This is a genomic window from Streptomyces sp. NPDC002537 (assembly GCF_053594975.1).
Window position 1 is genome coordinate 1 of sequence record NZ_JBSFWT010000090.1, and the last position, 13,251, is coordinate 13,251.

Below are 13,251 nucleotides of genomic sequence, written 5' to 3' on the forward strand. Positions count from 1 at the left end.
TGGGGAGCGTGATGTTCTCCAGGGCGGTCAGGGTCGGCAGCAGGTTGAACGCCTGGAAGATGAAGCCGATCTTGTCGCGCCGGAGGCGGGTGAGCCTCTTGTCGTTGAGCGTGGTCAGCTCGGTGTCCCCGATGCGGGCGGAGCCGCGGGAGACGGTGTCGAGACCGGCCATGCAGTGCATCAGCGTGGACTTGCCGGAACCGGACGGACCCATGATCGCGGTGAACTGCGCCTGGTGGAACCGCACCGAGACCGAGTCCAGCGCGACCACCTGGGTCTCGCCGTGGCCGTAGACCTTGGAGAGATCCGTGGCGTGGGCCGCCACCGCGGTCGGGCGGGCGGCGGTCTGGACGCCGATGGGCGAGCTGGAGGGGTGCACGGCGAAGCGCTCCTGTCGGGACGGGGTGCGGGGGACGTACACCATCGTCCGACGCGGAACGCCGCGGGGGATCAGCCCAGGCTCCCGTTCCCGGGGCAGACCACGGAGGTATCCACGGGGCGGATCCTCCTCCTCTGGTATGACGGGAACCCCGGAGTCCGGCGGCGAGATTGCGACAATTCCGGTCCGGAGCGGGGGTGGGGCACGGAGCAGGGGGTATCGGCCCGTGGCATGTGCCTTTGACGCGCCCCTTGTGCTGATGGACCCTCAGTTGCCAATAAAATAAGACAACCTCGGGTCCTCGTTCCGCTGTTTGGGGGGCGCTCCCCGGCTAGGCTCATCCTGCTCTCTTCGGTAAGAGAGGCTCGCGCGCCTTCCCGCTCGCGCGCCCGAGAGCCCTGCCCGGATGGTGGAATGCAGACACGGCGAGCTTAAACCTCGCTGGCCCTTCGGGCCGTGCCGGTTCAAGTCCGGCTCCGGGCACTCTGCTGCTCCATGGCCCATACGCTCCGTAGGGAACCGACTGCCTCCAGTTCGCGTTCCCCCTAGAGGCGTGGGAAAGAGATCGTCCCTCAGCACGAGCCCGCATACTTTGCCCACCCATTACTCTGGTGCGCAAGGCCGCGCCGTGTGGCCATGGAGGAGTGAGATGAGGAGCAGCAACCCGGTCTTCTCGCGAGGGTTCCGAGACGGCGGCTACGCGGGCTTCGGCACCGGGCCGCAGGCCGGGACCGCCCAGGGCAACCCCTATGCGAGCAGCCCCTACGCCGAGCCCACCAACCCGTACGCGGCCGATCCGTACGCACCGGGCGGTCCCGGCCTCCAGCAGGGCGCCCCCGCGCAGCCCGGCCGGATGACCATGGACGACGTCGTCATGCGCACCGCGATGACGCTGGGCCTGGTCATCGTCGGTGCCGCGATCGGCTGGGCGACGAACCTGCCGATCGGCGTCGCCTTCGTGGCCGGCATCGTCGCGGCGGTGCTCGGCATCGTCCAGCAGTTCAAGGCGAAGCCCTCCCCGGGGCTGATCCTGGGCTACGCGATCTTCGAGGGCCTGGCCCTCGGCATCATCAGCAAGCTGTACAACCACCTCGTGGACGGCGCCCCCGTGCAGGCGGTGCTGGGCACGATCGCGGTCTCCGTCGGCACCCTGATCGCCTACAAGACCGGCGTCATCCGGGTCAACAACCGCTTCTACCGCGTGGTGACCGCGGCGGCCATCGGCTTCATGCTGCTGATGCTGGCGAACCTGCTGTTCGCCGCGATCGGCGGCGGTGACGGCCTCGGTCTGCGCAGCGGCCCGCTGGGCATCGGCATCGGCGTCATCGGCGTGCTGATCGGCGCCGCGTACCTCGCGATGAACTTCAAGGAGATCGAGGACGGCATCGCCTACGGTGCCCCCCGCGAGGCCTCCTGGACCGCGGCCTTCGGCCTGACGCTGTCGCTGGTCTGGATCTACACGGAGATGCTGCGCCTGGTCTCCATCCTGGGCGGCGACGACTAGCCGCCTCCCGCCGACGGCGGACGAAGGGCCCGGGGAGCCATCCGAGAGGGTGGATCCCCGGGCCCTTCGCCATTGGGTGCCCCGTTGCGCGCCGTGGTGAAGGGGGAGCGGTTTCCTACCGGAACTTCCGTGCCGCCCGCCGGAGGTCGTACTCGTGGACGATTGCCTTGGCGTGGCCGTACGCGAGGTCGTGCTCTCCGCGCAGCCAGCTCACCTTCTCCTCGAAGCGGGAGAGAGACGGGCCTTCTTCGACCGTGCGCAGCCAGTCGGCGACCTCGCGGCCGGTGCAGTGAGGGATACGGGAGAGCAGGTTCCGGTGGGTCTCGTCGGAGAAGACGTAGGACATCGGCGCCTCCGGACGCGTCGGATGATGGTCCTTCCTGTCACCGTGCCTGAGTGTTAAGGCGTTGGCAACAGTCCGTCCACAGCGCATAGGCTCGCGCTGTGGATGATGTGACGTCTCTTCTGGCCGCCGTGGACGGTTTCGCCGACCGGCTGCGGGCCCTGCCGCAGTCCCGCCTGAGCCGGGGGGCGGCCGCGGAAGCGCTGGCCCTGGCTCGTGAGTTGGCGGTGTGGACCCAGCGGATCGAGGAACCGGAGTCCGGCGAGCCGAGGGAAATGCCCGAGGCGGGCATGTTCGCGGTCGCCGACCAAGTGGCCGTGGCCGGCCACGATTTGGCCGAAGCGCTGGCGGCCGACGGCGGAAAGCGGACGCCCGAGGGGATCGGGGCCGCGGAGGCGATCGCGCTGATCGAGGCCGCCGCGCAGCGCTGCGGGCTGTGAGAGCGGAGCCCCGGGCTAGAGCGAGGCGATGACCCGGTCGGCGAGGACGTAGACCCGCTCCGCCGCGCAGTCGAACGTCAGGGCGTACGCCCCGGAGACGCCCGAGCCGCCCAGCAGCACCGGCGCGTGCCCGGCGCGCAGCGCCTCCGTGAGCCGCTCGGCGGTCTCCCGGTGGCCGGGCGTCATACAGATCGTGGTGCCGTCGGCGAAGACGTAGACGTCGAGGGTGCCCAGCGGGCCGGGCCGGACGTCGGTGAGCGGGATCCGGGCGTCCGCGAGCTCCGTGAGCCGCTCGACGGTGCTCTCGTGGTCGCCCGCCGGTGACATCGGTGTGAAGTCGGGGTGCGAGGGATGACGGCGGCGCGCCGCCGCCAGCTCGGGGGAGTCCGCCACCTCGGACTCGATGGCCGGGTCCAGCGGCTCCAGGCCGCTGAAGTCGGCCTGACGGGGCAGGAAGGGGCCGCCGTAGGGGCCGTCGGAGAACAGGTCGTCACCGAACCCCGGCAGACCGCCCAGCAGCGACGGGGCGTCGGCGGCGGTGCTCAGGTCCCGGCTCTCCTGGGCCGCCCAGAACGCGCGGGCCTCCGCCAGCTCCCGCTCCCGCTCCTCGGCGAGGGCGTCGGCGACGGCCGCCCGTATCTCCGCGAGCTCCTCCGCGCCGGGCGCGGGCCGGGCGGCGGGCACCGGGGCGGCCGCCCGGCGCTCCGCGCCCGCGGCCGAGAGGTCGGCGCGCAGGGCGAGGATCTGCCGGCGCAGGCCGCGGGTGCTGTACAGGGCGGCGGCGCCCGCGGCCGTCGCCGTGGCAGCGGCCAGCAGCAGGGCAAGGTTCATGGCGCTCACTGACGTACTCCCGGTTGCTATGGATCCCCCAGATTCCTACCTCAGCTTGATGGGCCGCGCCGTGGGGCCATAGTGCAAAACGTCGTGAAAAGGACGGGACTTAAGGCCTGGCGTCCTTCCTCCAACATCCTTGACCTGCGGAAACGAATCGCCTTCACGACATTGGTCACATCCTGAAGGCGATTCGGTCACGGTTCCGCAAGGGATCCCGGGAAGGGCGTTTGAAGCCTCAGCTCAGCCGCTCGATCACCATGGCCATGCCCTGGCCGCCGCCCACGCACATCGTCTCCAGGCCGAACTGCTTGTCGTGCCACTGGAGCGAGTTGATGAGGGTGCCGGTGATGCGGGCACCGGTCATGCCGAAGGGGTGGCCGACGGCGATCGCGCCGCCGTTGACGTTCACCCGGTCCAGGTCCGCGCCCAGCTCGCGGTAGGAGGGGATGACCTGCGCGGCGAACGCCTCGTTGATCTCGATCAGGTCGATGTCGCCGATGCCGAGCCCGGCCCGCCGCAGCGCCTGCCGGCTGGCCTCGACCGGGCCGAAGCCCATGATCTCGGGGGAGAGGGCGGAGACGCCCGTGGATACGATCCGGGCGAGCGGGGTGAGGCCCAGCTCCCGCGCCTTGGTGTCGGACATGATCACCAGCGCGGCGGCGCCGTCGTTCAGCGGGCAGCAGTTGCCCGGCGTGACCAGCCCGTCGGGGCGGAAGGACGGCTTCAGGCCCTGGACGCCCTCCAGCGTCACGCCCGCGCGCGGGCCGTCGTCCTTGCTGACGACCGTGCCGTCCGGGGTGGTGACGGGGGTGATCTCGCGCTCCCAGAAGCCCTGCTTGATGGCCTCCTCCGCGAGGTTCTGCGAGCGGACGCCGAACTCGTCCATCTCCTGGCGGGTGATGCCCTTCAGCCGGGCCAGGTTCTCGGCGGTCTGCCCCATCGCGATGTACGCGTCCGGCACCAGGCCGTCCTCGCGCGGGTCGTGCCACTCGTCCGACCCGCCCTCGGCGCGGGCCGCCGTACGGGCCTCCGCCTCGGCGAAGAGCGTGTTGTGGCTGCCCGGCATGCCGTCCGAGGAGCCGTTCACCGTACGGGACACCGTCTCGACGCCCGCCGAGATGAAGACGTCGCCCTCGCCCGCCTTGATGGCGTGCAGGGCCATCCGCGAGGTCTGCAGCGACGAGGAGCAGTAGCGGGTGATCGTGCAGCCGGGCAGGTGGTCCATGCCCATCTGTACGGCGACGATCCGCCCGAGGTTGTGGCCCTGCTCGCCGCCGGGCAGGCCGCAGCCGAGCATCAGGTCGTCGATGTCGCGCGGGTCGAGCTCGGGGACCTTGGCGAGGGCGGCCCCGATGATCGTCGCGGTCAGGTCGTCGGCGCGCATCTCCTTGAGCGAGCCCTTGAAGGCACGGCCGATCGGGGAACGGGCGGCTGAGACGATCACGGCTTCGGGCATCACGGCTCCAGGGGCGTGAGAGGGCGGACTCCGAAAGGAAGTTACCCGTTGGTAGGGCTTCGGTCACGGCTCCTTCGCTGTGATGCCGCACTCTTTTCCATGGTCTCTCGCTTCTCGCCGTTGCCGCCTGCGGCGGAGGCGGCCTGCGGCCGCGTCCTCAATCGCCGGACGGGCTGAATTCGTGCGCCCGGCAACAACCGGGGGCTCCGCCCCCAGCCCCCTACCGGCGACCAAGACCCACGGTTTCAAGCCCACGGCCACAGGCGGCTACGGGCCCGCAGCGTCAAGGCCGCAGTCCGCATATCCAGCCCGTCCGGCGATTGAGGACGCTCCCGAAGGGAGCCCCCGCCGCAGGCGGCGACGGCGCGGCAGCCGGGACACGGTCCTCGCCCAGCGGCGAGCGCCCCGGCGCGGCGGCCGGGACACGGTCCTCGCCCAGCGGCGAGCGCCCCGGTCAGACACCTCGGGCGGCGCGTTGCCAGACGTGCCTCGGGGTCGCTTCCGTCTGTGTGGGCAGGCGGCGGCGTTTGCGGTGCTTGAGGAGGGCCCAGCGGCCGCGGGCCGCGGTGACCTCGGTACCGCCCTCCGCCGCGGCGGCGGCCGCCGCACGGGCCACCGGCAGGATGCCCTCGCGCCGCGCCGCGTCCGGCCGCTCCTCGTCCTGGGGCCACAGCCCCAGCGCGGCGCACAGCGTCGGCAGGACGGCCATCGCCGCCGTCGCGTACCCCTCGGCGGAGGGGTGGTAGTTGTCCGGGCCGAACAGCTCGCGGGGGTTCTGCGCGAACTCGGGGCCCAGCAGGTCGCCCAGCGAGACCGTACGGCCACCGGCCTCCAGCACTCCTATCGTCTGCGCCGCGGCCAGCTGGCGGCTCTGCCGCCGGGCCACCCAGCGCAGCGGCTGGTACACCGGCTCGATCGTGCCGAGGTCAGGGCAGGTGCCCACCACGACCTCGCAGCCTGCCTCGCGCAGCCTGCGCACGGCGTCCGACAGCAGGTGCACGGAACGGGCCGCGGGCATTCCGTGGGTGACGTCATTGGCGCCGATCATGATCACGCAGACGTCGGGGGCCCGGTCCTGGTCCTCGACGAGCAGGGTCACCTGCCGGTCCAGGTCGTGGGACTGAGCGCCGGACAGGGCCACGTTGCGCAGCTCCACCGGCCGTTCGGCGACGGCCGCGAGGCCCGAGGCCAGGAGCGCGCCGGGGGTCTGCCGAGGGCGGTGCACGCCCTGACCGGCGGCCGTGGAGTCGCCGAGCACGCCGAGCAGCAGCGGCTCGCGGCCCAGGCGGTGGACGAACGCGGAGCCGTAGCGGCCGTCCGCGTGGGGCGGGGGTTCGTGCAGGCCGCCGACGACGCGTCTGGCGAGGCGGGCCTCGGTGAGCAGGATGCCGAACGCGGTCGCGCCGAGCAGGCCGATTCCGCCACCGCCGTACGCGGCTGCCGCCGCGATACGGCGGGCTGCTCTTGCCCTCGCCATGGACATGGTCGCCTGCACCTCCTGCCCTGGTTCTTTCCCCGGTGGGGGCCTGTGTCGAAACCGGGGCGCTCGCCGCTGGGCGAGGACCGCGTCCCGGCTGCCGCGCCGTAGCCGCCTGCGGCGGGAGCTCCCTCCGGGAGCGTCCTCAAACGCCGGACGGGCTGGATTCGCGGACCGTGGTCTTGACGCTGCGGGCCCATCGCCGCCTGCGGCGGGGGCGGCCTGCGGCCGCGTCCTCAAACGCCGGACGGGCTGGATATGCGGACCGTGGTCTTGAAGCTGAGGGCCTGTCGCTGTCTGCGGCCGTCTCCTCGGTCGCCGGACGGGCTGGATGTGGTGGCCGTGGGCTTGAAACCTGGGTCTTGGCCGCCGGTAGGGGGCTGGGGGCGGAGCCCCCGGTTGTTGCCGGGCGTGCGAATTCAGCCCGTCCGGCGTTTGAGGACAACGCGGCGAAGCCGTGTTGCGGGGTCCGGGGCGGAGCCCCGTTCGGGAGGGGTCGGGGGCGCTCCCACGGTTACCGGGGGTTTGGGGTACGACCTGGGCAACTAGGGCGTAGATCATGGGCTGGTGCGCGCGAACGCGCAATACGCTGGGGGCGTATGGGTACGCGAACTGCTAGTGCCCCTGACCGCGGAGATCACCGTGCAGTATCACGATTCGATGATTGAGCTCATTGGCAACACCCCGCTGGTAAAGCTCAACAACGTGACCGAAGGCATTCAGGCCACTGTCCTTGCCAAGGTCGAGTACCTCAACCCGGGCGGTTCGGTGAAGGACCGTATCGCCGTGCGGATGATCGAGGCCGCGGAAAAGTCCGGCGAGCTCAAGCCGGGCGGGACGATCGTGGAGCCGACGTCCGGGAACACCGGTGTCGGCCTGGCGATGGTGGCCCAGCAGAAGGGCTACAAGTGCATCTTCGTCTGCCCGGACAAGGTCTCCCAGGACAAGATCAACGTCCTGCGGGCCTACGGTGCCGAGGTCGTGGTCTGCCCGACCGCCGTCGCCCCGGAGCACCCCGACTCGTACTACAACGTCTCCGACCGCCTCGTCCGTGAGACGCCCAACGCCTGGAAGCCCAACCAGTACGCCAACCCCAACAACGCGCGCTCCCACTACGAGTCCACCGGCCCGGAGATCTGGGAGCAGACGGAGGGGAAGATCACCCACTTCGTCACGGGCGTGGGCACCGGCGGCACGATCAGCGGCACGGGCCGTTATCTGAAGGACGCCAGCGACGGCCGGGTCAAGGTCATCGGTTCCGACCCGGAGGGCTCGGTCTACAGCGGCGGTTCGGGCCGTCCGTACCTGATCGAGGGTGTCGGCGAGGACTTCTGGCCGACCGCCTACGACGAGACCGTCGCAGACGAGATCGTTCCGGTTTCCGACAAGGACGCCTTCCAGATGACGCGCCGCCTCGCCAAGGAGGAGGGCCTGCTGGTGGGCGGCTCCTGCGGCATGGCGGTCGTCTCCGCGCTGCGCGTCGCCGAGCGGCTCGGCCCGGACGACGTGGTGGTCGTCCTGCTGCCGGACAGCGGCCGCGGCTACCTGAGCAAGATCTTCAACGACGAGTGGATGGCCAACTACGGCTTCCTGGACGAGGCCGGCCCGTCCGCCCGCGTCATCGACGTGCTGAACCGCAAGGAGGGCGGCCTGCCTTCGCTGGTGCACATGCACCCGGAGGAGACCGTGGGCGAGGCCATCGAGGTGCTCCGCGAGTACGGCGTCTCGCAGATGCCCATCGTCAAGCCGGGCGCGGGGCACCCCGATGTGATGGCCGCCGAGGTCGTCGGCTCGGTCGTCGAACGGGAGCTGCTGGACGCCCTGTTCACCAAGCGGGCCTCGCTGTCCGACCCGCTGGAGAAGCACATGTGCGCCCCGCTGCCGCAGGTCGGCTCCGGTGAGCCGATCGCCGACCTGATGTCCGCGCTCGGCACCGCCGACGCGGCGATCGTGCTGGTCGAGGGCAAGCCGAAGGGCGTGGTGAGCCGTCAGGACCTGCTCGCCTTCCTCGCCGAGGACGCGAACGGGGCCGTCAAGTAGCCGTCGCCGTCAGGTGAACGGCAAGAGGCGCGTGCGGCCCGTAAAGGGTACGTATGCGTCACGCGCCCGCAGCACGGGCTTAACAAGGGCCCTGCATAGTGAGGGGTGTCGGCGGGGAGAGCGCTCTCCGGCCGGCACCCCGATACGACGGCAGGACCTCCGGAGCGGCTCCCGGACTCCATGGCCGTCCGGACGCGGAGGACCGGCGCGGGCCGGGCCCGTGTCCCGCGGGGGACCGCCGTCGTCCCGACCCCGGCTCCGGCCGGAGTGCGGCGGCCCCCCGCCTCCCTCTTCCCCCTCCTTCCCGAGGCCCCGCTAGAGCCGGTCGCGGTCCTGCCGCGGCCGCCCCGGCCACGGGAAGAATCCCGTCACGTTCAGCGCGTTGACGCCCACGATCCCCGCCCAGGTCACCAGCAGGCCGGGCAGGCCCGCGTTGGCCGTGCCGATGGCGGACAGCGGGATCGCCAGCACCAGGGAGATCGCGGCGAAGCCGAAGCGCTCGCCGAAGGTGCCGGGGCCGGCCTCGCCCGCCCGGGGGCGGACGCCGCGGGCCGTGTCCATCCGCCGCTCGGCGAGGTGCCTGCGCACCTGCCGGTCGACGGCGCTGTCGAGCTTCCGGTCGACCTTCTCCAGGAAGCCGTCGACCAGTTCCGACTCGTACTCCGGGCCCAGCTCCTTGCGGGTCTGGAGGGTCGCGTCGAGTTCCTTGTGCAGGTCGCTCTTGAGGTCGGGGTCGTGGGCAGTCATGCCTGCGACGGTACGGTCGCGGTGGCCCCGGGTCGCTGGGGCCAGCACCCGTATCCGCAGTGGGGGCTGTCCCCGGACTCCCGGGCCGTCCCCGTGGAAGGAGCAGTCCGTGCACGAACCGACCGTCCCCCTGCTGGCCTCCCTCGCCGCCGGGACCGACTCCGCCGACGCCCTCACCGTCGCCGGCCGCCCCTGCTCGCGGGACCAACTGCTGGGCGCCGCCCGCGCCGTGGCCGCGCGCGTCGCCGGTGCCTCCTCAGTGGCCGTACGGGCGGAGGCCACGCTGGAGACCGTCGCGGCCGTCGTCGGCGGGCTGCTCGCCGGGGTGCCCGTGGTGCCGCTGCCGCCGGACGCCGGGCCCGCCGAACGGGACCACATCCTGCGGGACTCCGGGACCGAGCTGGTCCTGGGCGCCGGGGGAGACGTCCCCGTCGACATACGGGAACGCGCCGACTGGACCGGCCCCGAGGCGGACCCGCGCGCGACCGCCCTGATCCTCTACACCTCCGGCACCACCGGCTCGCCCAAGGGCGTCGAGATCCCCCGCGGGGCCGTCGCCGCGGGCCTCGACGGGCTGGCCGACGCCTGGCAGTGGAGCGCCGACGACACCCTCGTGCACGGCCTGCCGCTCTTCCATGTGCACGGCCTCGTCCTCGGCGTGCTGGGCGCGCTGCGCACCGGCAGCCGCCTGGTGCACACCGGCCGCCCGACCCCCGAGGCGTACGCGGCCGCGGACGGCAGCCTGTACTTCGGCGTGCCGACCGTGTGGTCCCGCGTCGTCCGCGACCCCGCCGCCGCCCGCGAACTCGGCAAGGCGCGGCTGCTGGTGTCGGGCAGCGCCGCGCTGCCCGCGCCCGTCTTCCGCGACCTGGAGGAGCTCACCGGGAGCAGGCCCGTCGAGCGGTACGGCATGACGGAAACCCTCATCACCCTCTCCACCCGCGCCGACGGCGACCGCCGCCCCGGCTCGGTCGGCCTGCCGCTGCCCGGCGTGCGGACCCGGCTCGCGCGGACCGAGAGCGGCATCGGCGAACTGGAGCTGTGCGGGCCGACGCTCTTCACCGGCTACCTGGGCCGTCCCGAGGCGACCGCGGCCGCGTTCACCGACGACGGCTGGTTCCGTACGGGCGACATCGCCACCGTCGAGCCGGACGGCACGCACCGCATCGTGGGCCGCGCCTCCACCGACCTGATCAAGTCCGGCGGTTACCGGATCGGCGCCGGTGAGGTCGAGAACGCGCTGCTCGACCACCCCGCGGTGAGCGAGGCGGCCGTCGTCGGCGTCCCGCACGACGACCTCGGCCAGGAGATCGTCGCCTATGTGGTGGCCGACGGGGTGACCGAGCAGGCGCTGATCGACTTCGTGGCCGGGCACCTCTCCGTCCACAAGCGGCCGCGCCGCGTCCGTTTCCTCGCCGCGCTGCCGCGGAACGCCATGGGCAAGCCGCAGAAGAAGCTGCTCCCGCCGGTGTGAGGCACGCCCTCCCCGGCCCTGCATAATTTCATGCAGGGCCGGGGAGCAGTGAATGTGACGGTACCGGCCCGCCGGCCGGACCCGTACACCGACGACGATGGAGGACCCGATGAGCGACAACGGAGGCGAGCCCGAAGCCACCGCACGGCTCCAGAAGCTCTTCGAGGGCCACCGGCTGACGCCCACCCAGCGGCGCATCGCCCACTGCATGGTGCGCCGCTCCGCCGACGCGCCCTTCCTCTCCAGCGTCGAGCTCGCCGAGCTCGCCGGGGTCAGCCAGCCGTCCGTGACCCGCTTCGCCGTCGCCCTCGGCTTCGACGGCTACCCCGCGCTCCGCCGCCATCTGCGCGACGTCGTCCCCGCGGCCGCCGAGACCGGCGACAGCTCGTACAACGAGTACCAGCAGGCCGTCCAGGCGGAGATCGACAACCTCCGCCACCTCTCCTCGCTGCTCGCCGACCCCGAGCCCGTCGCCCGCGCCGGGCGGCTGCTCGCCGACTCCCGGCCGCTGCCCGTGCTCGGCCTGCGCGCCGCGACCGCGCAGGCCGCCGGCTTCGCCTACTTCGCGCGCAAGGTCCACCCCGACGTCCGCCTCCTCGACGAGGGCGGCACCCTGCTCGCCGACCGCATCGACGTGGCCGTCCGCGCCGGGGCGAGCGCCCTGCTGTGCTTCGCGCTGCCCCGTCACCCGCGCGAGGTCGTCGAGGCGCTGGAGTACGCGCGGGGCGAGGGCCTGACCGTCGTCACCGTCGCCGACTCCACCTTCGCCCCCGTGGCCCGGCACAGTGATCTCCTCCTCCCCGCCGCCGTCGGTACGGGCCTCGCCTTCGACACGGCGTGCGCCCCGATGCTGCTGGGGCGCGTGCTCCTGGAGGCCATGTGCGACGCCCTGCCGGACGCGCAGGCGCGCCTGGAGGAGTTCGACGCGAAGGCGGCGGCCCGGGGGCTCTTCGTGGAGTAGGGCCGCAAAGGCCTCAGTTCGCGCGGACCATCTCCGGGAAGCGGGCCGACGGGCCGTCGAGGAGACGGTCGTCGCGGCCCTTCAGGAAGCGGTCGAAGAACGACACCACGTACGCGCGGGCCGCCGCGACCGCCCGCTCCGGCCGTACGGTCCCGACGTCCTGCCGCAGACCGTCCTCCGACAGCGCGCCCTGCCGGGCGAAGCCGGGCAGCAGGGACGGCGCGTCGGTGTACGCGCCGTGCCGCGCGCCCGTCATGGCGTACTCCGCCTGCCAGCCGCGCGAGTGCTGCCGGAAGGCCGCCCAGGACCGCCGGTTGTCCCGCGCGCCCTCGCCGTCCGAGCCCAGCAGGAGGAACGGCCGGTCCACGCCGTCGCGCGCGGCCGTGCTCAGGGAGTCGCCCGAGCTGTCCGGAAGGGGGAACTCCATCTGCCCGTCCATGTCGACCCCCGCCGTCACCCGGCGGTCGTCGTGCATCGCCTGCGCCGCGGTGGAGCCGCCCGCCGAGTGCCCGGCCATGCCGATCCGGCGCAGGTCCATGGCCCGGCCCAGGCCGCGCGGCAGGCCCTGCCGCCAGGTGGCGTCGCCGAGGGTGTCCAGGACGAACCGGGTGTCCGCCACCCGCGCCCCCAGCGCCCGGCGCAGCGTCGCGTCGACCTCGCCCACCGGGGCGCCCGTCATCGACGGAAGCACCGTCTCCGCCAGCCGCCCGCCGGGGAAGCGCACCTCGGAGGAGTCGTACGTGTGGTCCACCGTCACGACCACATAGCCACGCGAGGCCAGCTCCTCCACGAGCCCCGTGTTCCAGGTGCGCGGGTCGCCCAGACCCGCCGAGTACAGCACGACCGGCAGTCCGTGGCCCCCGCGCGCCACCGGGACGTCCACGCGCGCGTGGGTGCGCGTGGCCGCCCAGTCGGCGGCGTCCGCGCGCACCCCGTAGTTGAACGCGCCCGCGCCGCGGGCGGACCCGAAGTGCCGTGCGGAGTCGGGGTCCATGTGGGGCGCCGTCCTGCCGTTGCCTTTGTCCGTCGTCGGGTAGAAGAGGCTGACCATCACCTCGCGGTGGCCCGGCTTCCAGGGGTCCTCGCGGGTGGGGTCCACCAGGTGGCGGGTCGTCGTGCCGACGGCGTACGGGCCGGTGGGGGCGGGGATCGTCTGCCGCGGTTCCGCGTGCGCGGGCGTGAGCGCGCTCAGCAGACCGGTCATGGCCAATGCCACCGCCGCGACGGCGGCTCGCCGCCTCAGTCCCTGCATGTCTGCCCCCGTCTCCGGTGCCTGTTGTCGCTGACGCGGCGACTTTATGGATCGGGGTCCTGTGGGGGCGTCATACGGCGGTGCCAAGTTGTGGGTGATACCGGGGTATGACTCCGGCGGGATTTTTTCCCCAGCCCCGCCCCTTCCCGAAACTGGGGCTCCGCCCCAGACCCCGCAACACGGCTTCGCCGCGTTGTCCTCAAACGCCGGACGGGCTGAATTTGCGGACCGTGGTTCTTTGACCTGCGGCCCGCAGGCTGCGGCCCACGCCGGCAAAATCAGCCCGTCCGGCGTTTGAGGACGCGGCCGCAGGCCGCCTCCGCCGTAGGCGGCGAACCGGCCCG

Annotated in this window: 12 protein-coding genes and 1 tRNA gene; 6 read left to right on the forward strand and 7 right to left on the reverse strand. The window is 72.5% G+C overall.

The features are described 5' to 3' along the window. Positions 1–424 (reverse strand): ABC transporter ATP-binding protein (locus tag ACWD4A_RS29575; protein WP_451198612.1); only part of this gene is annotated, 424 nt, incomplete at its 3' end. Between the two features lie 355 nt (positions 425–779). On the opposite strand from ACWD4A_RS29575, the gene ACWD4A_RS29580 reads away from it, so the two are divergent. Together ACWD4A_RS29580 and ACWD4A_RS29585 are read left to right on the forward strand one after the other, a co-directional pair. After that, a tRNA-Leu gene (locus ACWD4A_RS29580) sits at positions 780–862 on the forward strand. Positions 863–1,028: 166 nt separating this feature from the next. Continuing rightward, the gene (locus ACWD4A_RS29585) at positions 1,029–1,883 is read left to right on the forward strand and encodes a Bax inhibitor-1/YccA family protein (protein ID WP_451198614.1); all 855 of its coding nucleotides are present in this window, start codon (positions 1,029–1,031) and stop codon (positions 1,881–1,883) included. Between the two features lie 115 nt (positions 1,884–1,998). Here the strand turns inward: ACWD4A_RS29585 and ACWD4A_RS29590 are convergent, their stop codons facing one another. Then, positions 1,999–2,229 (reverse strand): DUF4287 domain-containing protein, encoded by a 231-nt coding sequence (locus tag ACWD4A_RS29590; protein ID WP_451198615.1) that lies wholly within the window; start codon positions 2,227–2,229, stop codon positions 1,999–2,001. A 98-nt stretch (positions 2,230–2,327) separates the two neighbouring features. On the opposite strand from ACWD4A_RS29590, the gene ACWD4A_RS29595 reads away from it, so the two are divergent. Beyond that, positions 2,328–2,666 carry a hypothetical protein gene (locus tag ACWD4A_RS29595; RefSeq protein WP_451198616.1) on the forward strand — a complete coding sequence of 113 codons (339 nt, stop codon included), beginning with the start codon at positions 2,328–2,330 and terminating at the stop codon, positions 2,664–2,666. A 15-nt stretch (positions 2,667–2,681) separates the two neighbouring features. Here ACWD4A_RS29595 and ACWD4A_RS29600 read toward each other — a convergent pair whose 3' ends face one another. The 3 genes from ACWD4A_RS29600 to ACWD4A_RS29610 form a co-directional block, all read right to left on the reverse strand. Continuing rightward, positions 2,682–3,506, reverse strand: coding sequence for a hypothetical protein (locus tag ACWD4A_RS29600; protein WP_451198617.1), 825 nt, complete (start codon positions 3,504–3,506; stop codon positions 2,682–2,684). A gap of 229 nt (positions 3,507–3,735) precedes the next feature. After that, positions 3,736–4,956, reverse strand: coding sequence for an acetyl-CoA C-acetyltransferase (locus ACWD4A_RS29605; RefSeq protein ID WP_451198619.1), 1,221 nt, complete (start codon positions 4,954–4,956; stop codon positions 3,736–3,738). Between the two features lie 454 nt (positions 4,957–5,410). Further along, the gene (locus ACWD4A_RS29610) at positions 5,411–6,439 is read right to left on the reverse strand and encodes an SGNH/GDSL hydrolase family protein (protein WP_451198620.1); all 1,029 of its coding nucleotides are present in this window, start codon (positions 6,437–6,439) and stop codon (positions 5,411–5,413) included. Positions 6,440–7,075: 636 nt separating this feature from the next. On the opposite strand from ACWD4A_RS29610, the gene ACWD4A_RS29615 reads away from it, so the two are divergent. Beyond that, positions 7,076–8,473, forward strand: coding sequence for a cystathionine beta-synthase (locus tag ACWD4A_RS29615; protein WP_451198621.1), 1,398 nt, complete (start codon positions 7,076–7,078; stop codon positions 8,471–8,473). 315 nt (positions 8,474–8,788) lie between these two features. Here ACWD4A_RS29615 and ACWD4A_RS29620 read toward each other — a convergent pair whose 3' ends face one another. Beyond that, positions 8,789–9,220 (reverse strand): hypothetical protein, encoded by a 432-nt coding sequence (locus ACWD4A_RS29620; protein ID WP_451198623.1) that lies wholly within the window; start codon positions 9,218–9,220, stop codon positions 8,789–8,791. 109 nt (positions 9,221–9,329) lie between these two features. On the opposite strand from ACWD4A_RS29620, the gene ACWD4A_RS29625 reads away from it, so the two are divergent. Both ACWD4A_RS29625 and ACWD4A_RS29630 read left to right on the forward strand, forming a co-directional pair. Then, a complete protein-coding gene (locus ACWD4A_RS29625) occupies positions 9,330–10,694 on the forward strand; it encodes an acyl-CoA synthetase (protein WP_451198624.1) in 1,365 nt (454 codons plus the stop codon). Positions 10,695–10,803: 109 nt separating this feature from the next. After that, positions 10,804–11,655, forward strand: coding sequence for a MurR/RpiR family transcriptional regulator (locus tag ACWD4A_RS29630; RefSeq protein WP_451198626.1), 852 nt, complete (start codon positions 10,804–10,806; stop codon positions 11,653–11,655). Positions 11,656–11,668: 13 nt separating this feature from the next. Here the strand turns inward: ACWD4A_RS29630 and ACWD4A_RS29635 are convergent, their stop codons facing one another. Next, positions 11,669–12,907 (reverse strand): alpha/beta hydrolase family protein, encoded by a 1,239-nt coding sequence (locus ACWD4A_RS29635; RefSeq protein ID WP_451198628.1) that lies wholly within the window; start codon positions 12,905–12,907, stop codon positions 11,669–11,671. Positions 12,908–13,251 lie beyond the last annotated feature (344 nt).

Bases quoted from the DNA above. Each gene is read 5' to 3' on its own strand.
- ACWD4A_RS29585 (WP_451198614.1), top strand. From the start codon at position 1,029: ATGAGGAGCAGCAACCCGGTCTTCTCGCGAGGGTTCCGAGACGGCGGC.
- ACWD4A_RS29590 (WP_451198615.1), bottom strand. From the start codon at position 2,229: ATGTCCTACGTCTTCTCCGACGAGACCCACCGGAACCTGCTCTCCCGT.
- ACWD4A_RS29605 (WP_451198619.1), bottom strand. From the start codon at position 4,956: ATGCCCGAAGCCGTGATCGTCTCAGCCGCCCGTTCCCCGATCGGCCGT.
- ACWD4A_RS29610 (WP_451198620.1), bottom strand. From the start codon at position 6,439: ATGTCCATGGCGAGGGCAAGAGCAGCCCGCCGTATCGCGGCGGCAGCC.
- ACWD4A_RS29620 (WP_451198623.1), bottom strand. From the start codon at position 9,220: ATGACTGCCCACGACCCCGACCTCAAGAGCGACCTGCACAAGGAACTC.
- ACWD4A_RS29630 (WP_451198626.1), top strand. From the start codon at position 10,804: ATGAGCGACAACGGAGGCGAGCCCGAAGCCACCGCACGGCTCCAGAAG.
- ACWD4A_RS29635 (WP_451198628.1), bottom strand. From the start codon at position 12,907: ATGCAGGGACTGAGGCGGCGAGCCGCCGTCGCGGCGGTGGCATTGGCC.